Origin of the sequence: Pantoea ananatis LMG 2665 (assembly GCF_000710035.2) — a bacterium.
Lineage (GTDB): Bacteria > Pseudomonadota > Gammaproteobacteria > Enterobacterales > Enterobacteriaceae > Pantoea > Pantoea ananatis.
The window spans coordinates 162309-189126 of record NZ_JMJJ01000001.1 but is presented as its reverse complement, the minus strand read 5'-3'; the positions used below and the strand labels follow the sequence as shown (position 1 = coordinate 189126).

21 protein-coding genes are annotated in these 26818 nt (G+C 53.7%); 8 read left to right on the top strand and 13 right to left on the bottom strand.

The window, feature by feature from the left end; translation table 11 throughout:
* Positions 1 to 149: 149 nt before the first annotated feature.
* From lptD to apaH, 6 genes are read left to right on the top strand one after another with little or no spacing between them, the layout of a single operon-like run.
* The gene (gene lptD / locus EL29_RS00830) at positions 150 to 2531 is read left to right on the top strand and encodes an LPS assembly protein LptD (RefSeq protein ID WP_050442516.1); all 2382 of its coding nucleotides are present in this window, start codon (positions 150 to 152) and stop codon (positions 2529 to 2531) included.
* Between the two features lie 54 nt (positions 2532 to 2585).
* Entirely contained in the window at positions 2586 to 3881 is a 1296-nt protein-coding gene (surA, locus tag EL29_RS00825; protein ID WP_013024579.1) for a peptidylprolyl isomerase SurA, read from the top strand.
* On the top strand, positions 3871 to 4863 hold the full coding sequence (gene pdxA / locus EL29_RS00820; RefSeq protein ID WP_013024578.1) for a 4-hydroxythreonine-4-phosphate dehydrogenase PdxA: 993 nt from the start codon (positions 3871 to 3873) through the stop codon (positions 4861 to 4863). The genes surA and pdxA overlap by 11 nt, the downstream gene beginning before the upstream one ends.
* Positions 4856 to 5677, top strand: coding sequence for a 16S rRNA (adenine(1518)-N(6)/adenine(1519)-N(6))-dimethyltransferase RsmA (gene rsmA / locus EL29_RS00815; protein WP_013024577.1), 822 nt, complete (start codon positions 4856 to 4858; stop codon positions 5675 to 5677). The genes pdxA and rsmA overlap by 8 nt, the downstream gene beginning before the upstream one ends.
* A gap of 3 nt (positions 5678 to 5680) precedes the next feature.
* Positions 5681 to 6058, top strand: coding sequence for a Co2+/Mg2+ efflux facilitator ApaG/CorD (gene apaG / locus EL29_RS00810; protein ID WP_013024576.1), 378 nt, complete (start codon positions 5681 to 5683; stop codon positions 6056 to 6058).
* A gap of 54 nt (positions 6059 to 6112) precedes the next feature.
* Complete coding sequence (gene apaH, locus EL29_RS00805) at positions 6113 to 6970, top strand: bis(5'-nucleosyl)-tetraphosphatase (symmetrical) ApaH (RefSeq protein ID WP_013024575.1); 858 nt, start codon at positions 6113 to 6115, stop codon at positions 6968 to 6970.
* A gap of 56 nt (positions 6971 to 7026) precedes the next feature.
* On the opposite strand, the gene folA is transcribed toward apaH, so the two are convergent.
* The 3 genes from folA to EL29_RS00790 all read right to left on the bottom strand — a co-directional run bounded on the left by folA (position 7027) and on the right by EL29_RS00790 (position 10031).
* A complete protein-coding gene (folA, locus tag EL29_RS00800) occupies positions 7027 to 7509 on the bottom strand; it encodes a type 3 dihydrofolate reductase (protein WP_024472273.1) in 483 nt (160 codons plus the stop codon).
* 232 nt (positions 7510 to 7741) lie between these two features.
* Entirely contained in the window at positions 7742 to 8881 is a 1140-nt protein-coding gene (locus EL29_RS00795) for a porin (protein WP_014592892.1), read from the bottom strand.
* 262 nt (positions 8882 to 9143) lie between these two features.
* Positions 9144 to 10031, bottom strand: coding sequence for a LysR family transcriptional regulator (locus tag EL29_RS00790; RefSeq protein WP_014606608.1), 888 nt, complete (start codon positions 10029 to 10031; stop codon positions 9144 to 9146).
* Positions 10032 to 10126: 95 nt separating this feature from the next.
* On the opposite strand from EL29_RS00790, the gene EL29_RS00785 reads away from it, so the two are divergent.
* Positions 10127 to 11185: an SDR family oxidoreductase gene (locus EL29_RS00785; RefSeq protein WP_028714808.1), complete on the top strand. Its 1059-nt coding sequence runs from the start codon at positions 10127 to 10129 to the stop codon at positions 11183 to 11185.
* 181 nt (positions 11186 to 11366) lie between these two features.
* Here the strand turns inward: EL29_RS00785 and EL29_RS00780 are convergent, their stop codons facing one another.
* The 9 genes from EL29_RS00780 to ribF all read right to left on the bottom strand — a co-directional run bounded on the left by EL29_RS00780 (position 11367) and on the right by ribF (position 24516).
* Positions 11367 to 12266, bottom strand: coding sequence for a GNAT family protein (locus tag EL29_RS00780; protein ID WP_029570998.1), 900 nt, complete (start codon positions 12264 to 12266; stop codon positions 11367 to 11369).
* Between the two features lie 678 nt (positions 12267 to 12944).
* On the bottom strand, positions 12945 to 16175 hold the full coding sequence (gene carB / locus EL29_RS00775) for a carbamoyl-phosphate synthase large subunit (RefSeq protein ID WP_014592889.1): 3231 nt from the start codon (positions 16173 to 16175) through the stop codon (positions 12945 to 12947).
* A gap of 13 nt (positions 16176 to 16188) precedes the next feature.
* Entirely contained in the window at positions 16189 to 17337 is a 1149-nt protein-coding gene (carA, locus tag EL29_RS00770) for a glutamine-hydrolyzing carbamoyl-phosphate synthase small subunit (RefSeq protein WP_014606611.1), read from the bottom strand.
* A 469-nt stretch (positions 17338 to 17806) separates the two neighbouring features.
* On the bottom strand, positions 17807 to 18622 hold the full coding sequence (dapB, locus tag EL29_RS00765) for a 4-hydroxy-tetrahydrodipicolinate reductase (RefSeq protein ID WP_014592887.1): 816 nt from the start codon (positions 18620 to 18622) through the stop codon (positions 17807 to 17809).
* A 210-nt stretch (positions 18623 to 18832) separates the two neighbouring features.
* Positions 18833 to 19783 (bottom strand): 4-hydroxy-3-methylbut-2-enyl diphosphate reductase, encoded by a 951-nt coding sequence (ispH, locus tag EL29_RS00760; protein ID WP_014592886.1) that lies wholly within the window; start codon positions 19781 to 19783, stop codon positions 18833 to 18835.
* A complete protein-coding gene (fkpB, locus tag EL29_RS00755; protein ID WP_014592885.1) occupies positions 19764 to 20234 on the bottom strand; it encodes an FKBP-type peptidyl-prolyl cis-trans isomerase in 471 nt (156 codons plus the stop codon). Before fkpB ends, ispH begins: the two co-directional genes overlap by 20 nt.
* Before the next feature lie 3 nt (positions 20235 to 20237).
* Positions 20238 to 20741: a signal peptidase II gene (gene lspA, locus EL29_RS00750; RefSeq protein WP_013024564.1), complete on the bottom strand. Its 504-nt coding sequence runs from the start codon at positions 20739 to 20741 to the stop codon at positions 20238 to 20240.
* A complete protein-coding gene (gene ileS / locus EL29_RS00745) occupies positions 20741 to 23560 on the bottom strand; it encodes an isoleucine--tRNA ligase (protein WP_013024563.1) in 2820 nt (939 codons plus the stop codon). Before ileS ends, lspA begins: the two co-directional genes overlap by 1 nt.
* 29 nt (positions 23561 to 23589) lie before the next feature.
* Positions 23590 to 24516 carry a bifunctional riboflavin kinase/FAD synthetase gene (gene ribF / locus EL29_RS00740; protein ID WP_028714806.1) on the bottom strand — a complete coding sequence of 309 codons (927 nt, stop codon included), beginning with the start codon at positions 24514 to 24516 and terminating at the stop codon, positions 23590 to 23592.
* Positions 24517 to 24833: 317 nt separating this feature from the next.
* On the opposite strand from ribF, the gene rpsT reads away from it, so the two are divergent.
* The gene (gene rpsT / locus EL29_RS00735) at positions 24834 to 25097 is read left to right on the top strand and encodes a 30S ribosomal protein S20 (RefSeq protein WP_006117633.1); all 264 of its coding nucleotides are present in this window, start codon (positions 24834 to 24836) and stop codon (positions 25095 to 25097) included.
* Between the two features lie 420 nt (positions 25098 to 25517).
* On the opposite strand, the gene nhaA is transcribed toward rpsT, so the two are convergent.
* Positions 25518 to 26696 carry a Na+/H+ antiporter NhaA gene (nhaA, locus tag EL29_RS00730; RefSeq protein WP_028714805.1) on the bottom strand — a complete coding sequence of 393 codons (1179 nt, stop codon included), beginning with the start codon at positions 26694 to 26696 and terminating at the stop codon, positions 25518 to 25520.
* Positions 26697 to 26818: the final 122 nt, after the last annotated feature.

The following is a 26818-nucleotide window of genomic DNA, read 5'->3' as shown; positions in this document are numbered from 1 at the left end:
ATTGCATTATCATACCTGTCATTTATCTCAGCGCCTAACGGCAGCGCGGACAGAAAAGGATTAACACTGGCGCAACGCCAGGCAGTGCGTTAGTCTCTGACCCGATTGTCGGCATGATGCCAGTTTTCATGGAATTCTCGATACCGCGTATGAAAAAACATATACCTACTCTGCTGGCCACCATGATCGGCGCAGCCATTAGCCAGCAAGCCTTCGCCGATGATTTAATGTCGCAGTGTATGTTAGGCGTGCCGAGCTACAATCGCCCCCTGGTTAACGGCGATCCTAATCAGCTGCCCGTTACTATTCACTCGGATTCCCTGAAAGGCAACTATCCTGACGATGCGGTCTTCACAGGCGATGTGGATGTGCAGCAGGGTAACAGCCGCATGCTGGCAGATGAAGTACAGCTTCACCAACGCCAGCCTGAAGGTCAGACCGTCCCCGTGCGTACCGTCGATGCGCTAGGTAATGTGCACTACGATGATAATCAGGTCATCCTGAAAGGTCCGAAAGCCTGGTCAAATCTGAATACCAAAGATACCAACGTCTGGAACGGCGATTATCAGATGGTAGGCCGTCAGGGCCGTGGAACGGGCGATCAAATGAAGCTGCGCGGTGAAAACCGTTACACCATCATGGAAAACGGCACCTTCACTTCCTGTCTGCCCGGCAGCAACAGCTGGAGCGTCGCAGGTTCTGAGATCATTCAGGATCGTCAGGAAGAAGTGGCTGAAATCTGGAATGCGCGCTTTAAACTGGGTTCCGTTCCGGTTTTTTACAGCCCCTATCTGCAATTGCCATTGGGCGATCGTCGCCGCTCCGGTTTTCTGATCCCCAATGCTAAATACGGCAGCAGCAACGGTTTTGAGTTCATTCTGCCCTACTACTGGAACATCGCGCCACAGGCCGATGCGACCATTACGCCGCATTACATGAGTAATCGCGGGCTGCAATTACAGAATGAGTTCCGTTATCTGACACAGGCTGGCGCAGGCCTCGTTGAGTTTGACTATCTGGCCTCAGATAAACAGTATGACAACGACAAAGCTGCACGCGGCATTGCCCAAAATGACAGTTCGGACCGTTGGTTATTTTACTGGCGTCACTCTGGTGTTTACGACCAACACTGGCGTTTTAACGCTGACTACACCAAAGTCAGCGACCCGTTTTATTTCAACGATCTGACCTCGCCTTACTACAGTTCGACAGATGGTTACGCCTCGCAAAAATTCAGCGTGGGCTATGCGGATACCAACTGGGACGCAACGCTGTCGACCAAAGATTTCCAGATTTTTGGCAACACGAGCAACAGCAACGTCTATCGCGCCTTCCCGCAACTGGATCTGAACTGGTACCAGAACGATGTGGGTCCGTTCGACACCCGCATCTATGCGCAGGCCGTCAAGTTTACCAACGTCAACAACGACTATCCTGAAACCACGCGTTTACACGTTGAGCCCACGATTAATCTGCCGTTGTCCAACGGTTGGGCCAGTCTGGATACCGAAGCGAAGTTTCTGGCGACGCACTATCAGCAGAAAGATGTTGATTACTACAATAACGTAGTACTTAATAATTCAAATAATCGCCCTGTAAGTGGCCAGCTTAAAGACTCCGTCAACCGCACCTTGCCCCAGTTCAAGGTCGACGGTCGTATGGTGTTTGACCGCGATATGGACTGGGCGCAGGGCTACACGCAGACGCTGGAACCCCGGGTTCAGTACCTGTATATCCCGTATCGTAACCAGAGTGATATCTACCCTTACGACTCCACCCTGCTGCAAACCGACTATACCGGCCTGTTCCGCGATCGTTCATACAGCGGCCTGGATCGCATCGCATCGGCCAACCAGGTTGCCACCGGTGTCACTACGCGAATTTATGATACCGATTTGGTTGAACGTTTTAACGTTTCTGTAGGTCAAATCTATTCGTTCACGCCTTCTCGTACGGGTGTTAACCAGGTCAATAAAGAAGACGATACCGGTAGTCTTCTGTGGGCGGGTGACAGCTACTGGAAGATAAGTGACCGTTGGGGCGTGCGCGGCGGGCTGCAGTACGATACCCGCCTGAATAACGTGGCACAGGGAAATACCGTGCTGGAATACCGCCGTGATGCTGACCGTATGGTGCAGTTGAGCTACCGTTACAGTAGCCCGGAGTATGTTGCTTCTGCGCTGAACGACAGTTCACTGGTGAATAACCCGATTTATAAAAACGGGATTTCACAGGTCGGTACGACGGCGAGCTGGCCGATTCATGATGCCTGGTCGGTGGTTGGCGCGTATTACTATGATACGCGTAATAATCGTCCTGCATCACAGTTGGTTGGCCTGCAGTACAGCTCTTGTTGCTACGCAATTCGTCTGGGATATGAGCGCAAAATCAACGGTTGGGAAAACAACGACAGTAAGTATGACAACCAAATCTCATTCAACATTGAGTTACGTGGCCTGAGCTCAAATTATGGCCTGGGAACCGGCCAGATGCTGAGTCAGGGTATCATCCCTTATCAGCGTGCATTCTGATGTTGTGATGTTTGACAGGCAATCCCGCAGTGCGGAACCAATAATGGATAAAGTATGAAGAACTGGAGAATGCTGATTCTTGGTGTGGCGCTCAGTGCCAACACCGCGTTCGCAGCACCACAAGTGGTTGATAAAGTTGCAGCTGTAGTGAATAACGGCGTGGTCCTCGAGAGTGACGTGGACAGCATGATGAGCACCGTTAAATCTCAGGCGAAGCAGGCAGGTCAACAGTTGCCTGATGATAAGACGTTGCGCCATCAGATCCTCGAACGTGAGATCATGGACGCGATCATCCTGCAGTTAGGTGATAAAGCCGGTTTACAGATTACCGATCAGCAACTGGATCAGGCTATTCAGAATATCGCCGCGCAAAACCGCATGAGCGTTGATCAGCTGAGAAGCCGCCTGGCTTACGACGGGATGAACTACAACACCTATCGTGCTCAGATCCGTAAAGAGATGCTGATCTCTGAAGTGCGTAATAATGAAGTCCGCCGTCGTGTCACTATCCTGCCGCAGGAAGTCGATACGCTGGCGCAGCAGGTTGGCGCTCAGAATACGCAGGGCACTGAAATGAATATCAGTCATATCCTGCTGCCTCTGCCGGAAAACCCTACGCAGCAGCAGGTTGACGATCAGGAGAAGCTGGCAAAACAGCTGATAACGGAACTGAAAGGTGGCGCAGACTTTGGCAAGCTGGCCGTGACCTACTCCGCCGATTCTCAGGCGCTGAAGGGCGGCAACATGGGCTGGGCAAAAATCGAAGAGCTGCCTACCCTGTTTGCTCAGGCGCTGACCACAGCGAAGAAGGGCGACATTGTTGGCCCTATCCGTTCAGGTGTGGGTTTCCATATCCTGAAGGTGAACGATCTGCGCGGCGAGAGCAAAAACGTCTCTGTTACCGAAGTGCATGCGCGCCACATTCTGCTGAAGCCGTCTCCGATCATGACTGACGATCAGGCTCGCGCTAAGCTGGAACAGATTGCTGCCGACATTCGCAGTGGTAAGACGACCTTTGCCGCGGCCGCCAAACAGTTCTCCGACGATCCGGGTTCGGCTAATCAGGGCGGCGATCTGGGCTGGACCTCACCAGAAGTGTTTGACCCGGCATTCCGCGATGCGCTGCTGCGTCTGAAAAAAGGCGAAACCAGTCAGCCGGTCCACTCCTCTTTTGGCTGGCATCTGATTCAGCTGCTGGATACGCGTCAGGTGGATAAAACCGATGCAGCCCAGAAAGAGCGCGCTTACCGTATGCTGTTTAATCGTAAGTTTGCGGAAGAAGCGCAAACCTGGATGCAGGAACAGCGCGCCGGCGCTTACGTGAAAATCCTGGATAACAATGCGCAGTGATTTTCGTGTGGTGATCACGCCCGGCGAACCCGCCGGGATTGGTCCCGATCTTGCCGTTCAACTGGCTCAGCGAGCCTGGCCTGTTGAACTGGTTGTGTGTGCTTCTCCCCAGCTGTTGCTGCAACGTGCCGCTCAGTTGGGTTTGCCGTTGACGCTGCGCGTTTACGACGCCGCAGGCGAACCCGAACCGCAACAGGCTGGCACGCTCACCGTTCTCCCCGTTGAAATACCGCAGCCGGTCACGCCCGGCACGCTATGCGTCGCCAACAGCCACTATGTGCTGGAAACCCTGGCACGCGCCTGCGACGGATGTTTATCCGGGGAGTTTTCTGCCTTAATTACTGGCCCCGTTCACAAGGGCGTGATTAACGACGCGGGCATTCCGTTTACCGGGCATACTGAATTTTTTGCCGAGCGCGCGGGCGCGCAGCGCGTGGTGATGATGCTGGCCACCGAGCAACTGCGTGTCGCGCTTGCCACTACGCATCTGCCGTTAAAAGATGTTGCTGGTGCCGTCACCCGCGATTGTCTGCATGAAGTCATCACCATTCTGCATCAGGATCTCAAGCATAAGTTTGCCATTGCTCAGCCGCATATTTTTGTCTGCGGACTGAATCCCCATGCCGGAGAAGGCGGTCACATGGGGCGGGAAGAGATAGACACGATCATCCCGGCACTCAATGCGCTGCGCGAGCAAGGCATTCAACTCACCGGTCCGCTGCCTGCGGATACACTGTTCCAGCCCAAATATCTGCAACATGCCGATGCGGTGCTGGCGATGTATCACGATCAGGGGTTACCGGTGCTTAAATTTCAGGGATTTGGTCGGGCGGTTAATATTACCCTCGGCCTGCCGTTTATCCGTACCTCAGTCGACCACGGCACCGCGCTTGAATTAGCCGGGTTGGGTCAGGCTGACGCGGGCAGCTTTATCACGGCGCTTAACCTCGCCATCACTATGATCAAGAGCAGTAATGAATAATCGCGTCCATCAGGGGCACTACGCCCGTAAACGTTTCGGGCAAAACTTCCTGAACGATCAATATATTATCGACAGCATCGTCTCCGCCATCCATCCACAGCGCGATCAGGCAATAGTGGAAATCGGTCCGGGTTTGGGTGCACTTACTGAACCCGTGGGCGAACGCCTGGACAGTTTAACCGTGGTGGAGTTAGATCGCGATCTGGCTGCACGCCTGCAAACTCATCCGTTTTTAGGGCCCAAGCTGACGATTTTCCAGCAGGACGCCATGACGTTTGACTTCGCTGCGCTGGCCAAAGAGAAAGGCCAGCCGCTGCGGGTCTTCGGTAACCTGCCATATAATATTTCGACCCCGCTGATGTTCCATCTGTTCAGCTATACTGGTTCGATTAAAGATATGCACTTCATGCTGCAGAAAGAGGTGGTTAATCGTCTGGTTGCGGGTCCCGGCAGCAAAGCCTATGGTCGTCTGAGCGTAATGGCTCAGTACTATTGTCAGGTGATTCCGGTGCTGGAAGTGCCGCCGCACTCCTTTACCCCGCCCCCGAAGGTGGACTCGGCGGTTGTGCGGTTAGTCCCTTACATGACACCGCCTCATCCGGTCAAAGACGTGCGTATTCTGAGCCGCATTACCACTGAAGCATTCGGTCAACGCCGCAAAACGCTGCGTAACAGCCTGAGCCATATGGTCGTTGCTGGCGCACTGGATGAGCTGGAAATCGACACCAGCCTGCGTGCCGAAAATGTTTCGGTCGCGCAGTATTGCCAGTTAGCAAACTGGCTGGCAGATCATCTGGATCAACCCCAGGAGTAACCCATGAGTGAACCGGCCCGCGTATCGCTGCACGTACAAAGTCTGTATGTCGCCTCACAGTCCTCACCGGAAGATGAGCGCTATGTCTTTGCTTATACCGTCACGATTCGCAACGTAGGCCGGTCCTCAGTGCAACTGCTCCGACGCTACTGGCTCATCACTAACGGCAATGGCCGTGAGACGGAAGTTCAGGGTGAAGGCGTCATAGGCGAACAGCCGCATATTGCACCGGGAAACGAATATCAGTACACCAGCGGTGCTGTTCTTGAAACCCCGATGGGCACCATGCAAGGTCACTATGTGATGGTCGATGAGCAAGGCGATGAATTCCACGTCGAGATCCCGGTATTCCGCCTCGCGATTCAAACCCACATCCATTGATACTGGCGCCCTTCGCCCGCCTGGCGGGCGACTGTCTGAGTTGGATAATCCTCTATGAATACTTACCTGATTGGCGACGTTCACGGTTGTTATGATGAATTACGTGCTCTGCTGAACCAGGTTAATTACGATCCCAGTCAGGATACCTTATGGCTGACGGGTGACCTGGTGGCGCGAGGGCCCGGCTCGCTGGAGGTTCTGCGCTACGTAAAGTCATTGGGTGACAGCGTCCGTCTGGTGCTGGGTAACCACGATCTGCATTTGCTGGCCGTTTATGCCGGAATCAGTCGTAATAAACCCAAAGATCGCCTGACACCGCTGCTGGAAGCGGAAGATGCCGATGACCTGATTAACTGGCTGCGTCGCCAGCCGTTGCTGCAGGTCGATGAAGAGAAAAAGCTGGTGATGGGCCATGCCGGCATTACGCCTCAGTGGGATCTGGATACAGCACAACAGTGCGCACGCGAAGTGGAAGCCGTGCTGTCTAGCGACAGTTACCCACTGTTTCTTGACGCGATGTACGGCGACATGCCGAATAACTGGAATGAATCCCTGACCGGCCTGGCCCGCCTGCGCTTCTCGACCAACGCACTAACCCGTATGCGTTTCTGCTTTCCTAACGGTCAGCTAGACATGATCTGTAAGGATGCGCCGGAATCCGCCCCGCCGCCGTTAAAACCCTGGTTCATGATTGAAGGCCCGGTCGCACGCGATCACACCATTGTTTTCGGTCACTGGGCGTCGCTGGAAGGGAAAGGCACGCCAGAGGGCATTATCGGTCTGGATACCGGCTGCTGCTGGGGCGGGAACCTGACGCTCCTGCACTGGGAAACCCAACGCTACTATGTTCAGCCATCGAACCGTCAGTTGTCCGTACCGGACGATCTTACTCCGCAATCGTCAACCCGCTAACGCGCAGCCATAAAAAAACGCCTTGTCACAACAAGGCGTTATTTACTGCGCGTAAATTAACGGCGGCGTTCGAGGATCTCAAAGCAGTAACTGTGCGAGTTCTGCTCATCGGCATCATGAAACTCACTGAACGTGGAGTGCCACTCATCCGGCTCGTAATCCGGGAACTGCGTATCGCCTTCCACTTCCGCATCAATGTGCGTCAGATAAAGACGGTCGGCGCGCGCCAGCATCTGCTCATAGATGCGGCCGCCGCCAATGACCATGATCTCTTCAGCCTCACCCGCCGCACTAATGGCGTCGTCCAGCGAAGTTACCCAGGTTACGCCTTCGGCACTGCCCGGCTTGCTGCTGACCACAATGTTGAGCCGGCCAGGCAATGGACGACCAATAGATTCAAAGGTCAGTCTGCCCATAATAACTGGCTTTTTCAGTGTGTTGCGCTTAAACCACGCCAGGTCTGCAGGCAGGTCCCACGGCATGGCGTTTTCCATTCCAATAATGCGATCTGCTGCTAATGCCGCGATAAGACTAATCATGTTAAAAGGCTCGCTGAAAAAAACAGGCGCCATGATACGTAAAGGTTAAACCTTCGTCGATAGCAGGAAGGTGCTTATTGCATAAAGCGGCATTGCCACCATGTTTCAGACGTTGTACAGGGTTTTACTCCATAAGAAGGGCAAGTCCACCGCAAAAGTCGCCAGATAATGGCGTCACCTCGCTATAAATCATGATAATAAAAACGGCTCCCTGGGGAGCCGTTGTGTGTCATCAGAAATCGTAGCGGAAACGAACCAGGTTCATATCGCCCTGATTGTCCGTACTGGAAGTGAAGACATGTTCGTAATCCACACGGAAACCGTAGTCCAGGAATAACGTTACGCCCAGGCCATTGTCAATGCGCTGGTAGTTGCGGCCATTCACGTATTCTAAACGGTCGCCCATCACATAAGGCTGAACGGCTTTGACACCATATTGCGCCACCGGGATTTTGTATCCGGCGTAATATTCGATGCCCCAGGCATCGTCCGCAAAATAGTTATTCACGTTGCGCTGTTTGGTCGTCAGGAAGTTTTGATACCAGCCACCGCCTGCTGACAGTGTCCAGTTACCCGGCGTCCAGCTCAGTGCCGTGCCAAAAATGTTTTGGTCGTAATCTTTATTGTTGCCCGTGACCGGATCACGCATGCTGGCGCGGGTGTAGTTCCAGGCCGTGCCCCATGCCAGCGTTGGCGTAATGTTGTAATTCACACCCAGCGAACCGCCGCCCTGACGCTTGTAGCGCAGTCCATTGCCCGGCAAATATTCGTTATCGCTAAACAGGTAAGAGGCATAAAGATCAACTGCACCATAACTGTTTTTGTATTTCAGTTGCTTACGAGAACGGTATGAACCGTCGTAATCACCGTTAATGCCGTTACCCGGTGCCTGGGCCAGCATGTCGTAATCCCAGATATCCGTCTTGGCACCCACAACGTCGTAATAAACGCTGTTCTGCTGACCGAAGGTCAACTGGCCCCAGGTTTTACTTTTCAGGCCGGTATAGAGCTGGCGGCGCGTGGTTTCATGCGCCCCTTCAGCGTAGTGATTATCCCAGTTGAATACGGCCGGAATGTTAACGCCCAGCTCGTAGTAGCTGGTCCAACTGATATCGTCGAACAGGTAGTAATCCGCGCTAAAGCGGAAACGTGAACCACCGTCAAAGCCATTACGCTTATAGGATTTATCATTCACGCCGGTTTGATGGTTAAACTGAGGACGAATACTGCCACCAAATTTAAAATCGAGACGGCTAAGGGGATCGCCTGCTTGTGGGTCTTGTTTGAGAAGAGTGATTTCAGCCTGGCTGGAAAAAGACGCCAGAGCCAGGAGTGCAGCCACTGCACTCAGTGAAAAAGAACGCGCTTTCATTGTTATAACTATCCTGTTTACGCTCTAATAATGAGCGAGCCGGATATTACAGCGGTCAATGTCAGCCTGGTAGTTTTTTGTATTATAGATTTGTGCGAATGAGCAGATTGGGCATGATTGGCTAAAAATTAAATCAAATTTATTTGAGATTGCTGCCGCTTATCCCAGTATGAACGGGTTGATACAGCGCCAGTGGGCCGCATCAGCAGCCTGACTGAGAATGCGTTACATCGCCGGTCTTCCCTTTGGCTGTGAGCCGTATTTAGTTTGCCCCTGGCAGATCGACCAGCACTTTTTCGATTAACGCGACGATGCCTCTTACCCTGGGAGGGATAAAGCGCGCATCCGGGAAAACCGCATACACAAAGCGATCGGGATAGCGATACGCTGGCAACACCCTGATAAGCGAGCCGGATTTCAACGCCTCAGTTGCAAGGGGTAATTGCATACCGCCTACACCGATTCCCGCCTGCAACGCCTGTAATAACCCTTCACTGCTATTGGCCCTGAAGGCTGTCTTTACGGCCAGTTCTACGGTTTCATCGCCCCTGACAAGCCGCAATGGCGCAGACTCGGCAATGCTGCTGAAACGCACGTGCGGTTGGCACATCAATGCATCCAGTGAATTGAGCGGCGGGAAATCCGGTGATGCGAAAAGCGGTGTTTCAATACGCGCGATTTTCCGTGCCGGATACACTTCCGGCGCATCCTGAGTAAGGCGGAACGCCACATCCACGCCTTCTCTGGCCAGGTCGGATATCCTGTCATCAAGCGAGAGCGTCAGATGCAAACCCGGATTCGCTTTTTGCAATCCGAGCAGATGAGGAAGAAACAAACGCCCTAATCCGCCCGGGAGTTGAACGTTTATCTTGCCCTGCCATTGCTGTGCGACAGGGGATAGCTGGTTCTCGACCGCCTGCATTGCCTCAAGTATGGGCTGCATCTTACGCCGGTAATATTCTCCTTGCGCTGTCAGTACCCTCACCCGCGTCGTCCTGTGCAGCAGCACTACGCCGAGTTCAGCCTCAAGCGCGGCGATCTGCTGGCTGACCGCAGACTGTTTGATATTCAACTGGCGTGCTGCCTCAGAAAAAGACCCCGCCTCAGCCACGCGTAAAAACGTTCGAATGGCATTGAGCTTGTTATTCATTTACGCATTTCTCTTATAAGTGACATCAGCGTTCGGGGATACCGACAAAAAACAATTTATAGCAGGCTGTCTGCAACCAAACTGGAGGACAAAAAATGTCACAGAAGCCTCAATCTAAAGTCGCACTGGTTGCGGGTGCAAGCGGTATTGTCGGCAGCAAACTGGTTAAAACGCTGTTGCAGAATGAATGGCAGGTTATTGGATTGTCTCGCGCAGGAGGCGCTCACCGGGGCACGGTGCCGTTTGTTAACGTCGATCTGCTCAATGAAAAAGACACTGCACGCGCCCTCAAGCCCCTTCGGCACGTTACCCACATTTTCTACAGCGCCTGGCTTAATGCCGCGAGCTGGCGGGAAATGGTTGAACCCAACGTCACCATGTTACGTAACCTGGTCACTCAGGTTGAGAACGTGGCTCCGCTGGAAACGGTGAGCCTGATGCAGGGCTACAAAATTTACGGCGCTCATCTTGGCCCGTTCAAAACCCCCGCCAGAGAAAGCGATGCCGCTATTCCCGGCGCCGAATTCAATACGGCGCAACAGGACTGGCTGTGCCGCTTTCAGCATCATAAAACCTGGCACTGGCATGCACTTCGTCCTGGCGTTGTCGGCAGCGCGTTAACCGGCAATACCATGAATCTTGCGCTGAGTATCGCGATATACGCTTCACTGTGCAAAGCGCAAAATCTGCCCCTGCGCTTTCCAGGGTCGCAGCGCACCTGGCACAGCATTATCGATCACACCGATGATAGCTTATTGTCTGCCGCCACCCTGTGGGCATCAACCGCATCCTCCGCCAGGAATCAGGCATTTAACATCAATAACGGTGATATCTGGCGATGGTGTGAGCTCTGGCCCCTCATTGCAGGCTGGTTTGAACTGGAGACGGCGCCCCCGGTTGCGTTGTCATTTCAGCAGCTTTTCGGCGATTACCGCAGGACATTGCATGCCCTGGCGGAAAAAAAACAGCTGGTTGAGGCTGACATCATGAGGCTGAGTGACGGTCAGTTCGCCGATTTTGTCTTTAGCTGGGATTACGATATGTTTGGTGATGGCAGCAAACTGAGGCGGGCAGGGTTTACCGAATTTTGCGCCACGGATGAGATGTTTATCCGCCTGTTTACTCAGTTCAGGATGGCGAACATTATTCCCTGAGGCATGCAGCGAGCCATTTTCCCCTGCCGCAGCGCTGGCAGGGGAGCATTGATCAATCGCGCTTCGCAGGCAAAAGCCGCCCACGGGAGCGGAAAAACAGGGCCATCAGGCACCTGGTCGAATCACGCTAAACTGGCTTCACGACGCAGAGGTATGTCAACGCGCCGACAGAACGGATCAATCAGATGATGACCCGGCCGTTATTAACCGAATGGCACCAGCGGTTTTTATAGTCTCCTGACATCGAACCGTAGGAGTAATGAAGAGGAAGCTGCTTTTCTGCTGCTTCCTGATACAAGGCTGTCAGGTTCTTCCACATCAGCATTGTCCCCACCGCGCCAGCATTGCTGTCTATCCGGTAGCCAATATTAATAAAATCAACGAACATCCCGGCACTGCTCGAGACAGAAAGCAGGAGCTGCAGTGCAACAGGTTCATTATGCAGGAACATCATATAGCCTTTGAAACAGGGCTGAAACTCCCGGAAAAACGCTTTATTAATGGCCCTCTCCGCGATGGCCTGATTGCGTCTCGCCTGATAGAGAATCTCAAACACCTCAAAAATATGTTCCCCGTCAAGCTGGCTGACATTGAGAAAACTCCCCCCGTCATTGAGAAACTTTCTGAGCTCTCTCTCCCGTGTCGAGACCGTTTTACGGGAAAAGTCAGCGACAGGGCTCTTGGTAAAAGCGGCATGGCTCTTACTAAACAGGCTATAGGAGGTATTGAGGAAGCGATGACGCTGCAAATGATGTAGCGACTTGCACCGGAAAGGTAAAAGCACCTTTTTCGACGCCTCGTTGCAAAACGGCACATAGACAGAGGTTGAGGGAGCAAGTAGCGCGGGAAGCGAACGCTGCCGATGTCTGCCATCGTTGGCAAGCCAGCCCTTTTCAACGCAGACGCTCCCCATCGTTTTCCCTTTCCTTTGATAAGAATAAAAGTCAAAGGACTGCCCACATCGCATTTTAAAGGCAATAAATTCCGGTGCGGACTCGCAGTTATAACCAAAATGATTACAGGCTCTTTGATAATCCTCAAAAGAGCACTGCCCCCATCTGAAAAACTTGGGAATAAACATGTCAGGCGCTAACTCTTAATCAAGCATGTAAACATCAGAGAAGCGAATGGATTCTCTGGGTATGTAAACCACGAAAAATACAGGGTATTTTAAAGATAAGCGCTGCGGCTGAACAGGTGATTATCGAGCACTGTAAGCAGTAATGCGGGTTTGTTTAAAATCGGTTGAGCAACGATCAAATAGCGAAAATACAGTAGAGCGTTAAGAAACAGATCGTAAATAATTAAAAACATTAATGCGCATTTAAACATCAAGGCATCAATATTTAAAAAACCTATTTAATTAACGTCTGTTTACTCAGAAACGTTCATGAGCCTGAAAAGAATATTAAAAAAATACCGGTTTATTCGAAATGTCGTGCTGACCTGAGAATCGCTGCCCAGAAACAGGGTTCATCCCGTTCCGTTGGGAACAGACTGCTTTCTGACCAACCCCAGACTCACCAACCATTCTAAAGGCGATGCCCTTTTTTACAGGCGGCGCTTGCCGCAGGCAGGTACAGCCTCCACGCTGCCTGCTAAGACAGAAACGCACTCAGCGGAGGGTGATCTTTACCCGTGCCTGTAGAACTGCTCAGTTCAGGCCCGATCTCTCAAAAAAAGCCCCTGCGAGGAGCGTTAAGCCAGCACATTGGCAAATCGTCCCACCGCAGGGGCTATTACCGCCACTCAGCCAGCGCTATTTGTGCGCAAGGATCTGCGCATGCATTTCCTGTACTGAAATCACTTTTTCAGTCGGGTCGGCGTTTAACGCCATGGCCGTTGCAAAACCCCCGTTTAGCGTAGTGTCGTAATGAACTTTGTATTGCAGCGCACTACGACGAATCAGCTTGGAGTCTTCAATAGCCTGGCGGCCTGCCGTGGTATTCACGATGTAGGCATATTCGCCGTTTTTCAGCCGGTCCTGAATATGTGGACGACCTTCGTGAACCTTGTTAACCAGGCGAGGATTAATGCCCGCTTCCCCCAACACCACAGCGGTGCCGTGAGTGGCATCCAGCTCAAAGCCAAACTTCTGCAACTTCGCGGCCAGGTCAACGATACGTTTCTTATCGCCCTCACGGACCGACAGCAGCGCGCGTCCGGTTTTCTTCATGTTGCTTTGCGCACCCAGCATCGCTTTGGCAAAGGCCTCTGCAAAGGTACGGCCCACGCCCATGACTTCACCGGTTGAGCGCATTTCTGGCCCCAGAATGGGGTCAACGCCCTGGAACTTGTTAAACGGCAGCACCACTTCCTTGACAGAGTAGTAAGGCGGAATCACCTCTTCGGTGACGCCCTGCTCTGCCAGCGTTTTGCCTGCCATCACGCGTGCGGCGACTTTCGCCAGCGGTACGCCCGTCGCTTTTGACACAAAAGGAACGGTACGCGCAGCACGTGGGTTAACTTCAATCAGGTAGACTTCATTGTCTTTCACCGCGAACTGCACGTTCATTAAGCCGCGAACGTTCAACTCAAACGCCAGCTTTTCAACCTGCTGACGCATTACGTTTTGAATATCCTGGCTCAGCGTGTAGGCCGGCAGAGAACAGGCCGAGTCACCTGAGTGAACGCCTGCCTGCTCAATGTGCTCCATGATGCCGCCGATCAGTACACGCTCACCATCACAGATGGCATCCACATCGACTTCTACAGCATCGTCAAGGAAGCGATCCAGCAAGACCGGCGCATCGTTAGAAACCGACACCGCCGTCTGGAAATAACGCTTCAGGTCTATTTCGTCGTAGACGATTTCCATCGCACGTCCGCCCAGCACGTACGAGGGACGGACCACCAGCGGATAACCAATCCCGGCAGCTTTTTCTACCGCCTGCTCCAGGGTGGCAACGGTGGCGTTGGCAGGCTGCTTCAGGTTCAGGCGGTCAACGGCCTGCTGGAAGCGTTCGCGGTCTTCTGCCCGATCAATCGCATCCGGGCTGGTCCCGATGACCGGTACGCCAGCGGCTTCCAGTGCGCGAGCCAGTTTCAGCGGCGTCTGACCACCGTACTGCACAATCACCCCTTTCGGTTTTTCGATGCGGACGATTTCCAGCACGTCTTCAAGCGTTACCGGCTCGAAGTAAAGGCGGTCAGAGGTGTCATAATCCGTGGAGACGGTTTCCGGGTTACAGTTCACCATGATGGTTTCGAAACCGTCTTCGCGCAGCGCCAGTGCCGCATGAACACAACAGTAGTCAAACTCAATGCCCTGGCCGATACGGTTTGGTCCACCACCCAGTACCATGATCTTGTCACGATCCTGGTTAGGATTCGCTTCGCACTCTTCCTCATAGGTAGAGTACATATAGGCTGTATCGGTCGAGAATTCTGCCGCGCAGGTATCCACCCGCTTGTAAACCGGATGCAGATTGTGATGCTGACGTAGCTTACGAATTTCACCTTCTGCCACGCCCACCAGTGAGGCCAGGCGCGCATCGGCAAAACCTTTGCGCTTCAGCGTGCGAAGGAAATCGGCGTTCAGACCGTTCACGCCTTCGCGCGCTACCTGCTCTTCAAGACGAACCAGCTCTTCAATCTGCACCAGGAACCAGCGGTCAATATTGGTGAGATTGAATACGCCGTCCACCGACATCCCCGCACGGAAGGCATCGGCGATGTACCAGATCCGATCGGAACCGGCATCTTTCAGCTCACGACGGATACGGGTTAAGGCTTCCGCATCGTCAAGGTGGACTTTCGGATCAAAACCATTCGCGCCAACCTCCAGGCCGCGCAGCGCTTTCTGCACCGACTCCTGGAAGGTGCGACCAATCGCCATGACTTCGCCCACTGACTTCATCTGCGTGGTCAGACGGTCATTCGCACCAGCAAACTTTTCAAAGTTGAAGCGAGGAATTTTTGTGACGACGTAATCGATTGAAGGCTCAAACGAGGCCGGCGTCCGTCCACCGGTAATGTCGTTCATCAGCTCATCGAGCGTAAAGCCAACCGCCAGTTTTGCCGCCACTTTCGCGATCGGGAAGCCGGTTGCTTTGGAGGCCAGCGCCGAGGAACGTGACACGCGCGGGTTCATCTCGATCACGATCAGACGACCATTTTTCGGGTTCACCGCAAACTGTACGTTGGAGCCGCCGGTTTCCACACCAATCTCACGCAGCACCGCCAGCGAGGCGTTACGCATAATCTGGTACTCTTTGTCGGTCAGCGTCTGCGCGGGCGCAACCGTGATGGAGTCGCCCGTGTGGATCCCCATGGCATCAAAGTTTTCAATTGAGCAGACAATGATGCAGTTGTCGTTTTTGTCACGCACCACTTCCATCTCATACTCTTTCCAGCCAATCAGCGATTCGTCAATTAACAGCTCGTTGGTTGGGGAAAGGTCGAGGCCGCGTTCACAGATCTCTTCAAACTCTTCGCGGTTATACGCGATACCGCCGCCGGTGCCGCCCATGGTAAAAGACGGACGGATAATGCAGGGAAAGCCCACATCGGCCGCCACTGCCAGCGCTTCATCCATGGTATGCGCGATACCGGAGCGCGCGGTATCCAGACCGATGCTTTTCATCGCCACGTCAAAACGACGACGGTCTTCTGCTTTATCAATAGCGTCTGCGGTTGCACCAATCATGGTGACGCCGAATTCTTCCAGCACGCCCTGACGCTCCAGCTCCAGCGCACAGTTCAACGCTGTCTGGCCGCCCATGGTGGGCAGCACCGCATCCGGGCGCTCTTTTTCAATGATTTTACGTACCACTTCCCAGTGAATCGGCTCAATGTAGGTTGCGTCGGCCATTTCCGGGTCGGTCATAATGGTGGCCGGGTTGGAGTTCACCAGAATGACGCGGTAACCCTCTTCACGCAGGGCTTTACACGCCTGTGCACCGGAATAGTCGAATTCGCAGGCCTGACCGATCACAATCGGACCGGCACCAAGAATCAGGATGGATTTTATGTCTGTACGTTTTGGCATGATTAGCTCCTGATTACTTTGCTTTCGAACGGAATGCGTCAATCAACTCAATAAAGTGGTCAAACAGCGGTGCAGCATCACCCGGTCCCGGGCTGGCTTCCGGATGGCCCTGGAAGCTAAACGCAGGCTTATCGGTGCGGTGGATGCCCTGCACCGTCTTATCGAACAGGGAGATATGCGTCACACGCAGGTTCGCAGGCAGATTCGCCTCATCCACCGCGAAGCCGTGGTTCTGCGCCGTGATCATGACGCGGTTGTTGTCCAAATCTTTAACCGGATGGTTGCCGCCGTGGTGGCCCAGCTTCATTTTGACGGTTTTCGCGCCGCTGGCCAGGGCCAGCAGTTGGTGGCCCAGGCAAATACCAAACACCGGGATATCGGTTTTCAGGAAGGCCTGAATCGCCTCAATGGCATAATCGCAGGGCTCAGGATCGCCAGGGCCGTTAGAGAGGAAGATACCGTCCGGATTCATCGCCAGGACCGTTTCTGCTGGCGTTTTGGCCGGCACCACTGTCAGGCGGCAGCCGCGGTCCACCAGCATACGCAGGATGTTGCGTTTCGCGCCGTAATCATAAGCGACGACGTGGTAAGGCAGTGCTTCTGCCTGTTTCTGTTCTGGCAAATCCCCTTCCAGTGTCCAGCTCCCCTGCTGCCAGGCATAGGTTTCAGCCGTCGTCACTTCCTTTGCCAGATCCATGCCTTTCAGGCCAGGGAAAGCCTGCGCTTTTTGTAAGGCCAGAGCCGCATCCAGATTATCGCCTGCAATAATGCAGCCGTTCTGCGCGCCCTTTTCCCGTAACAGTCGCGTCAGCTTGCGCGTATCAATATCGGCAATCGCCACGATGTTATTGCGCTGCAGATAAGCCGATAAGCTTTCTTCGCTACGGTAGTTGCTGGCAATCAGCGGCAGGTCACGAATGACCAGGCCCTGCGCATGGATTTGACTGGATTCTTCATCGGCGGCGTTAGCACCAACATTGCCGATATGGGGATAAGTGAGAGTAACAATCTGGCGGGAATAGGAGGGATCAGTGAGGATTTCTTGATAACCGGTCATTGACGTATTGAAAACGACTTCCCCCACTGCCGACCCTGTAGCCCCGATGGCCCGACCGTGGAATTGGGTTCCGTCTTCCAGAACCAAGAGCGCTGACTTAATCAAAACATCCTCCAGGGAATAAACAGTCACAATATCTGCATATTAATTCAAAATAGTGATCTGAATCAATGCAAAAACTGCCTGAGTGGTCAATTTTTGGCAAATTGCGCGCATTCTAATGATCGTCCTGATACTTGTCCACCCTGAAGCAACATTTTTAACATCTTTTCAGGCTCAGAGCGAAAATGAAGAGGATAAGCGTTAAAAACAGGGGTAAACACAGCCGAATAAACGTTTGCCGATCGCAGTCGATGTTTATTCCGGGAAAACCACCTGCTAATTTTGACCAAATGGTCAAAATTAGCAGGTTTACTGAGAAGCGAAAGGAACAAAAACCCGACTTTCATTCATCACAATGAAAAAACAGGTCAAAGTGACTATTTTCTAGATAAAATTAAGGGCAATTAAAAAATTGCCCTTCTCAATCAAGTTATTAGCGATTGAAATCACCACATCACACAGGTAAAACTCATTACAAACTTGATAAATCCAGCACGTCACGCATATCGTAAAGCCCGGTTTTATTCTCACTCACCCAAATGGCAGCCTTTACGGCGCCATTGGCAAAGGTCATGCGACTGGACGCCTTGTGCGTTATCTCTATGCGTTCCCCTTCGTCGGCAAATAACGCGGTATGCTCTCCGACAATGTCCCCTGCCCGCACAGTGGCAAAACCAATGGTATTCGCTTTGCGCTCACCGGTATGGCCCTCACGGCTGTAAACGGCATGTTCATCCAGTTTCCAGTCCATCGCCTCTGCAATCGCCTCGCCCATCGCCAGCGCCGTGCCGGAGGGCGCATCCACCTTGTGGCGATGATGCGCTTCAATAATTTCAATATCCGCATAATCGCCCATCACTTTGGCGGCTTTCTCCAGCAGCTTCAGGACCAGATTAACGCCTACGCTAAAGTTAGCGGCAAACACAATGCCAATATCCGCCGCCGCGTCGCGAATCGCTGCTTTACCGGCGGCGTCAAAGCCTGTCGTACCGATGATCATGGCTTTGCGGTGCTCACGACAGATGGCAAGGTATTCCAGCGTTCCTTCAGGGCGGGTGAAATCAATCACGACGTCAAAATCATCGACGACGGCGCGTAAGTCATCTCTCAGGGTAACGCCAGCGTGGCCGATACCGGCCAGTTCACCTGCGTCGCTGCCGATCAACGAGGATCCCGGTCGGGCTAACGCTGCGCCCAGCTCAACGCCTTCCAGCTGAGCAACCGCCTGAATCAGATTGCGCCCCATGCGCCCCGGCGCGCCCACGATGGCAATGCGGATATTCTTCATATTTATTCATTCCTAAAACAAATCTATGCATGCAAGCGCAATCAGGTTAACCATGAGATAACAACTGCGCCACTCTTTCTCGGGGATAATAAGAATTTTTATGCCAGGTGGGGCGGATTATCAGTAAAAGCAATTTCCGCCGCCGCCGCCCGGTCTGAAAAGCAAAAAGGCCGAACAGAGTCGGCCTTTTCATTGCTTAACGTGTGCGGATTACTGCACGTTGCGGACATCAACCCGCAACTCTTTGGGCACTTCAAACACAATGTTTTCTTCCCGCCCTTCCAGCACTCTCGCTTCACCACCGCCCAAGGCCTGCAGGCGACTAATCACGTTCTGAACCAGAATATCGGGAGCCGAAGCGCCCGCCGTTACGCCAACACAATCGACAGAAACCACCCACTCAGGCTGAATGTCCGCCGCATCATCAATCAGATACGCCGCTTTGCCCATGCGCTGGGCCAGTTCGGCCAGGCGATTGGAGTTAGAGGAGTTTTTCGATCCGACTACCAGTACCACATCGGCCTGCTCGGCCATCGCCCGTACGGCTTCCTGACGGTTGGTGGTGGCATAACAAATATCATCTTTACGTGGGCCCACGATTTTCGGGAAGCGAGCGCGCAGCGCATCAATCACTTCCGACGTGTCATCCACCGACAGCGTCGTCTGGGTCATAAAGGACAGGCGGTTGTCATCTTTAACGTCCAGCTTCCAGACGTCCTCCGGCGACTCCACCAGGTACATCCCACCTTTAGGGTTATTGTACTGCCCCATGGTGCCTTCCACTTCTGGATGGCCCGCGTGGCCAATCAGTACCGATTCTTCACCCCGACGGCTGGCGCGGGCCACTTCCATATGCACCTTGGTCACCAGCGGGCAGGTGGCATCAAAGACGGTGAGATCACGCCCTTTTGCTTCATTGCGTACCGCCTGCGAGACGCCGTGGGCAGAGAAAATCAGGATAGCGCCATCAGGCACTTCCGCGATCTGCTCAATAAAGATCGCGCCGCGCTGGCGCAGGCTGTCCACCACGTAGCGGTTATGAACCACTTCGTGCCGGACGTACACCGGCGCACCAAACAGCGTTAGTGCGTTTTCAACAATGCTGATGGCACGATCTACACCTGCACAAAAACCCCGTGGATTAGCCAGCAGAATTTGCATTGTTCGCCTCCAGTACCGGATCGATATCCAGCACTTCAATATCAAACTGAACGCGGTGGCCTGCCAGCGGATGGTTAAAATCCACGGTGATTGAATCACCGGAAATTTCCCGAATCACGCCCGGCATTTCACTACCGCCCATTCCGGTAAACAGCATGATGGCGCCAATCTCAGGCTCTCCCGTGTCAATAAAATCACGGCGGGAAAAGTACTGGATAAGATCGGGGCTGACGCTACCAAACGCGTCTTCTGGTGCCAGCGTGAATTGATGTTTTTCACCCGGCGTCAATCCCAACAGTGCCTGCTCCAGCGCGCCGGACAGGCTACCGTCGCCGAGACGAAACAGCGCAGGTTTACCGTTGGCACGAGTGGATTCCGCCACTGAGCCGTCTTCCAGCTTCATGACGAAATGCAACAATACCGCGCTGTCGCCCTGTACAGACTCAGTCATGGTTTACCCTTTTTTAACCTGCTTGCTGGAAGGATTGAAAAAGCCCTCCAGCACCACCAACGCGGCCCCGATACAGATGCCGCAGTCAGCGATATTAAATGTAGCAAAGTGCCAGTTACCGACGTAGAAATCGATAAAATCTACCACAAAGCCATGATATGAACGGTCAAACAGATTGCCCACTGCGCCGCCAATGATTAAGGCATAGGCGATATTGGCGATCTTCTGACTGGCGCTGTTGCGGTACATCATGACCAGTAACGACACCACGATCGCCAGGGCAATGCCGGCAAAGAACCAGCGCTGCCAGCCGCCTTTATCCGCGAGGAAGCTGAACGCCGCGCCATAGTTATGCGCATAGAACAGGTTAAGGAACGGCATCAGCGGCTGCGTTTCATGCAGCATCATGTTGTTCATGACCCACTGCTTGCTGACGAAATCAACAACGATAACAACCAGCACCAGCCACAGCCAGCGCAATCCGGTGGAGAAAACAGGTCTACTCATCAGGCAAACTTACGCTCTTCGCCGTTGCCGGCTACGTTGGTGTAACAGCGACCGCACACCGCAGCGTGCTCCGGATTCTGACCGACGTCAGTCGTGTAGTGCCAGCAGCGCGGGCATTTCTCGCCTTCTGCCTTATGCAGGCCGATTTTCAGCCCTTTTACCAGTTCGCTCTGCTGCGCTTCAGCCTCTGCCTCTGCGTAATCAGCGACCTGAGCACCGGAGGTCAACAGCACAAAACGCAGTTCGTTACCTAACGCCTGCAGTTTCGTCGCCAGGTCCGCGTCGGCATACAGAGTAACGGACGCTTCCAGCGCGCCACCGATACGTTTGTCGCTACGCGCCTGCTCGATCACCTTGTTCACTTCACCGCGTACTTTCAGCAGTTCTGCCCAGTACGCATCGTTCAGCGCTTCGTTTTCTGGCAGACCAAACAGGCCGGTATACCACTCTTCAGTGAAGACATACTTCGCCCGATCGCCTGGCAGATAGCCCCAGATTTCGTCGGCCGTGAAAGACATGATCGGTGCCATCCAGCGTACCAGCGCTTCAACAATGTGCCACAGCGCTGACTGGCAGCTACGGCGGGCCAGGCTGTCGCCTTTCGCGGTGTACTGACGATCTTTAATGATATCCAGGTAGAAGGAGCCCATCTCGATGGAGCAGAACTGCATCAGGCGCTGAATCACTTCGTGGAAATCGTAGTGCTCGTAAGAGGCGATGATATCCGCCTGCGCCGCCTGCGCACGTCCCACCGCCCAGCGATCGACCACCACCATCTCTTCCGGTTTAACCAGATCGGTGGCCGGGTTAAAGCCGCTCAGGTTGGCTAACAGGAAGCGCGCGGTGTTACGAATACGACGATAGGCATCCGCAGAGCGTTTCAGAATTTCATCGGATACCGCCATCTCACCCGAGTAATCGGTAGAAGCAACCCACAGGCGCAGAATGTCCGCACCCAGCTTGTCCATGACATCCTGGGGTGCAACGGTATTGCCGATGGATTTGGACATCTTGCGGCCCTGACCATCGACGGTAAAGCCGTGCGTCAGTACCTGGCGATAAGGCGCTTTGCCTTTCATCGCGGTCGAGATCATCAGCGACGACATAAACCAGCCACGATGCTGATCGGAACCTTCCAGATACATATCCGGTGTATTGCCACCAAATTCCGGGCGGGCATCCACGACCGAATAGCTGGTGGAACCTGAGTCAAACCAGACGTCCAGCGTGTCCGGCACCTTCACGTAGTGGTCAGCATCGTCGCCCATCAGATCGCGCGGATCGAGATCCCACCATGCCTGGATGCCATCCTGTTCAACGCGCTGCGCCACTTTTTCCATCAGCGCCAGGGTATCCGGATGCAGGGCTTCGGTTTCTTTGTGTACGAACAGCGCCATTGGCACGCCCCAGGTACGCTGGCGGGAAATACACCAGTCAGGCCGGTTGGCAACCATGGACTCAATGCGCGCCTGACCCCAGTCCGGGATCCACTGCACGCCTTTGATCTCCTGCAATGACTGAGCACGCAGGCCTTTCTGATCCATGCTGATAAACCACTGCGGCGTGGCACGGAAGATAATCGGGGTTTTATGGCGCCAGCAGTGTGGGTAGCTGTGCAGCAGTTTTTCAACGTGCAGCAATGCGCCTTTCTCTTTCAGCAGCTCAACGATCATATCATTGGCTTTAAAGACGTTAACGCCGTCGAGTCCCGGATACGTACCCGGCAGGTAGGCACCATCAGGGCCGACCGGGTTAGCCGTTTCCAGACCATATTTCTGACCAATCACGTAGTCATCCGGGCCGTGGCCTGGCGCGGTATGAACAGCCCCCGTACCGGCATCCAGCGTGACGTGCTCACCTAATACGACTTTGGACTGGATCTGCTCAAGCAGAGGATGCTGGAACAGCTGCAATTCCAGGGCCGCGCCCTGACATTCGCCCAGCACGGTCCAGTCGCTGACGCCCGCGCGTTTCATGACGCTCTCAACCAGATCTTTTGCCAGGATCAGGCTACGTCCTGCAATCTGCACCAGCTGATAGGTGAACTCGGGATGCAGTGAAATACCGCGGTTAGCCGGAATGGTCCACGGGGTGGTCGTCCAGATCACCAGCGAAACCGGGCCTTCTGAGGCGGTCACACCGAAGGCTGCGCGCGCCCTGTCCGCATCAACGGCATTGAACATCACATCGATGGAGGGGGAGGTTTTGTCGTAGTATTCCACTTCGGCTTCCGCCAGAGCAGAACGGCAATCCATGCACCAGTGCACCGGCTTGGCGCCTTTGTGCAAGTGGCCATTGCCGATGATTTTACCCAGCGCACGGATGATATTGGCTTCGGTGGTGAAGTCCATGGTGAGGTAAGGACGATCCCAGTCGCCCAGCACGCCCAGGCGAATAAAGTCGGCTTTCTGCCCTTCAACCTGTTCGGCGGCATACTGACGGCAGGCGGCGCGGAATTCGGCGGCGCTGACTTTTTCGCCCGGCTTGCCGATCATCTGCTCAACTTTATGCTCGATAGGCAAACCGTGACAGTCCCAGCCTGGCACATACGGCGAGTCGTAACCTGCCATGCCTTTAGACTTCACAATAATGTCTTTCAGAATCTTGTTAACAGAGTGACCAATATGAATGCTGCCGTTCGCATAAGGAGGGCCATCATGCAGGATAAAGGTTTTTTTCCCTTTCTTGGCTTCGCGGATGATGCCGTACAGGTTGTCATCATACCAACGTTGCAGCATTCCCGGTTCGCGCTTGGCCAGATCGCCACGCATGGGGAACCCCGTTTCCGGCAAATTCAGGGTTGATTTATAGTCACTCATCAGATTCTCGATTCCGTTTTTCGCTCAGGTTACAGACCAAAAAATTGTCGGGCCGTTACCGTATCTTTCGCAATTTGCTCTTTCAACGCATCCAGTGAAGCAAAGCGCTGCTCGTTTCGTATTTTCTGCTTCAACACCACATCAATGTGGCGACCATAGAGATCCATATTGATGTCCAACAGGTGAACTTCAAGCTGTTGGCGCAAACCTTTTACCGTCGGGCGGGTGCCGATATTGGCAACGCCAGGCAGGGGTTGTGGCCCCAGCCCATGGACTTCCACCGCATAAACGCCTTTAACCGGCGACACGCAGCGGCGTAAAGGAAGATTAGCCGTAGGGAACCCCAGCGTACGTCCGAGTGCATCACCGTGCACGACGCGCCCAGAGATACTGAAAGGATGGCCCAGCAGCGACTGCGCCAGCGCTAAGTTGTCCTCGGCCAGTGCCTGACGCACCGCCGTGCTGCTGATGCGCTTACCGCTGTCACAAAAGGTTTCTGTGCTGACCACATCAAAGCCATACTGGGCGCCGGCTTTCTGTAATAGCAGGAAATCCCCCTGGCGACCAGCGCCAAAGCGGAAATCATCCCCGACGGCAAGATAGTTCACGCCCAGCTTGTTCACCAGCAGTTCGCTGATAAAACTCTGCGCCGACAACGCGGCAAAGCGATGGTCAAAACGCACGCACAGCACGGAGTCCACGCCGATTTCTGCCAGATATTTTAGCTTCTCTCGCAAGCGAGTGAGCCTGGCGGGTGCGCTTTCGCCCGCAAACAGTTCAAGCGGCTGGGGTTCAAACACCATCACCATCACTGGCAGGTTACGTTTCCGTCCCTCTTCCAGCAACCGCCCCATCAGCGCCTGATGACCGCGGTGCACACCATCGAAATTACCAATGGTCAAAACGCAGCCGTGATGCTGCGCGTTAAGATTATGAATACCGCGGATAAACTTCATGGCTGACTCAAACCGGTGGAAATCGGCGGATTATACCCTCGAAAGCCGCCAAGGTTAACCCGTGAACACGCCTTTCATGCGTTACAGGCCGTATTTACTGCCTTGCAAAGCCGCTGAGAGAATTTTGTTGCGAAATACTGTATTCAGGGAGCGGAAGCTGGTAGAATCTTGCGCCATCAAATACGTAACCGAGTGTCATACAGGTTATCACTTGTAAACGACGCTTATTTGCACAAATCCATTGACAACAGAAGGTCCAAAAGGCATAGTCCTCGGCCTTTGATTTGTCTCTATCGAACATATTTGGGAGTTGGACCTTGGCTAATATCAAATCAGCTAAGAAACGTGCCGTAACATCTGAGAAACGTCGCAAGCATAACGCAAGCCGTCGCTCTATGATGCGTACCTTCGTTAAGAAAGTATACGCGGCGATCGCTTCAGGCGACAAAGCTGCTGCGCAGAACGCATTTAATGAAATGCAACCAATTGTGGACCGTCAGGCTGCTAAAGGTCTGATCCACAAAAACAAAGCTGCACGTTATAAAGCAAACCTGACTGCACAGATCAACAAACTGGCTTAATCGCCATTTGTTCATCGCTTTGTTGAAAGAACCGGCGCTAAGCCGGTTTTTTTATGCCTGCTGTTTAGCGCCGCCAGGCGACTGTCTCTTCCTGACTTTATCTTCCAGCCCTGCCCTGCCAGACAACCCACCGCCTCTGCACTGCTCTCAACCTGCCGAACAATGCTGCCCCAGGTTCAGGCTCGTAGCGCTCCGGACAGCCTCTCTCACGAGCCCTCCGTCGGGTTATCAGGTCCAGGGTGAACAGAGAAGGTCAATCACGGCGTCCTTGCGAGTTCAGACCGGCCGCAGAGAAACGCGATAACAGCCAGTCAACGCGCAATGTCATCGTGGGTCACAGGCCATATTGAGATGTTGAGATGTTGAGACAGGAAACAGCATTGCTGCAACACCGGATGAACGTGTTGCAGCAATGGATTTTTATCGCAGCTTGATTCGCAATAAGGTGTAACCCAGAACGGCGGAAAGCAACGAACCGCTGAGGATACCCAGCTTAGAGAACGTCACTAACTGCTCGTGGGCAGCGTCAAAGGCCAGCGAACTGATAAATATCGACATGGTAAAGCCAATACCGCACAGCACGCCAATCGCCATGATATCGCGAATAGTCGTGCCGCTCGGCAAGGCTGCCAGCCTCAGCTTCACCGCCAGCCAGCAAAACAGCGTAATCCCTAGCGGCTTACCGATTAACAGGCCCAGGATGATGCCCAGCGGCTCTGGCGACAGCACGTCGCCAAAGGTGATGCCCGTCAGCGAAATGCCAGCGTTAGCAAAGGCAAACAGCGGCAGAATCAGCCAGTTCACCCACGGCATTAATCCGTGTGCCAGATGTTCCGCAGGCGAATGGCCGTCTTTCTCTTCCAGCGGGACAAAGAAGCCCACGATCACGCCCGCCAGCGTAGCATGGACGCCCGATTTCAGCACGGCCGTCCACAGCACCATACCGACCAGCATATAGATGGCGATATTCCGCACGTTACAGCGGTTCAGCACCGCCAGCACCACGATAGCGCCTGCCGCCACGCTCAGAGACATCACAGACAGATCGCTGGTGTAAAACAGCGCGATGATCACGATGGCACCCAGGTCATCAATAATCGCCAGCGCCATCAGGAATACCTTCAGGGCGGTCGGCACACGGCTGCCAAGCAGGGCAAGGACTCCGAGCGCAAACGCGATATCCGTCGCGGTGGGGATCGCCCAGCCATTTCGGGCAATCTCATCACCGTGGTTAAACAGCAAAAACACCAGTGCCGGTGCCGCCATTCCCCCTAACGCGGCAATCACCGGAAAGATGGCCCGATCGCGGCTGGCGAGTTCGCCTGAGATCAGCTCGCGCTTCACTTCCAGACCAATCAGCAGGAAGAACAGTGCCATCAGGGCGTCGTTGATCCATAGAAGCAGATTTTTACTGATATCCAGTTCGCCGAAGCGAATCTGTACCGGTGTATCCAGCAAAGCCTGGTAGCCCTGGGCGGTGGAAGCGCCATTGGCGAGGATCATAGCGACGACCGCAGCCAGAATGAGCACCATGCCGTTGCTGGCATCGCTCTCAATAAAACTTTTCAGTAAATGCTTAATTCGACGAGGTTTTGACAAAATGCACTCCTCCTGAGCGTAATACAGAATGCTGAGCAGTGTAACGATTCAACGAACCTGATAAAAAGCTTATTTAGTCGCTTTTACATTACGTTAGACTTTTGGCTACAACAGCCCGCGAA

Excerpts from the sequence above, each read along its gene's own strand:
- lspA (WP_013024564.1), bottom strand. The coding sequence starts at position 20,741 with ATGAGTAGACCTGTTTTCTCCACCGGATTGCGCTGGCTGTGGCTGGTG.
- EL29_RS00795 (WP_014592892.1), bottom strand. The coding sequence starts at position 8,881 with ATGAAAGCGCGTTCTTTTTCACTGAGTGCAGTGGCTGCACTCCTGGCT.
- apaG (WP_013024576.1), top strand. The coding sequence starts at position 5,681 with ATGAGTGAACCGGCCCGCGTATCGCTGCACGTACAAAGTCTGTATGTC.
- pdxA (WP_013024578.1), top strand. The coding sequence starts at position 3,871 with ATGCGCAGTGATTTTCGTGTGGTGATCACGCCCGGCGAACCCGCCGGG.
- apaH (WP_013024575.1), top strand. The coding sequence starts at position 6,113 with ATGAATACTTACCTGATTGGCGACGTTCACGGTTGTTATGATGAATTA.
- dapB (WP_014592887.1), bottom strand. The coding sequence starts at position 18,622 with ATGAAGAATATCCGCATTGCCATCGTGGGCGCGCCGGGGCGCATGGGG.
- lptD (WP_050442516.1), top strand. The coding sequence starts at position 150 with ATGAAAAAACATATACCTACTCTGCTGGCCACCATGATCGGCGCAGCC.
- surA (WP_013024579.1), top strand. The coding sequence starts at position 2,586 with ATGAAGAACTGGAGAATGCTGATTCTTGGTGTGGCGCTCAGTGCCAAC.
- ispH (WP_014592886.1), bottom strand. The coding sequence starts at position 19,783 with ATGCAAATTCTGCTGGCTAATCCACGGGGTTTTTGTGCAGGTGTAGAT.
- ileS (WP_013024563.1), bottom strand. The coding sequence starts at position 23,560 with ATGAGTGACTATAAATCAACCCTGAATTTGCCGGAAACGGGGTTCCCC.
- carB (WP_014592889.1), bottom strand. The coding sequence starts at position 16,175 with ATGCCAAAACGTACAGACATAAAATCCATCCTGATTCTTGGTGCCGGT.
- ribF (WP_028714806.1), bottom strand. The coding sequence starts at position 24,516 with ATGAAGTTTATCCGCGGTATTCATAATCTTAACGCGCAGCATCACGGC.
- EL29_RS00780 (WP_029570998.1), bottom strand. The coding sequence starts at position 12,266 with ATGTTTATTCCCAAGTTTTTCAGATGGGGGCAGTGCTCTTTTGAGGAT.
- folA (WP_024472273.1), bottom strand. The coding sequence starts at position 7,509 with ATGATTAGTCTTATCGCGGCATTAGCAGCAGATCGCATTATTGGAATG.
- EL29_RS00785 (WP_028714808.1), top strand. The coding sequence starts at position 10,127 with ATGTCACAGAAGCCTCAATCTAAAGTCGCACTGGTTGCGGGTGCAAGC.
- fkpB (WP_014592885.1), bottom strand. The coding sequence starts at position 20,234 with ATGACTGAGTCTGTACAGGGCGACAGCGCGGTATTGTTGCATTTCGTC.
- EL29_RS00790 (WP_014606608.1), bottom strand. The coding sequence starts at position 10,031 with ATGAATAACAAGCTCAATGCCATTCGAACGTTTTTACGCGTGGCTGAG.
- rsmA (WP_013024577.1), top strand. The coding sequence starts at position 4,856 with ATGAATAATCGCGTCCATCAGGGGCACTACGCCCGTAAACGTTTCGGG.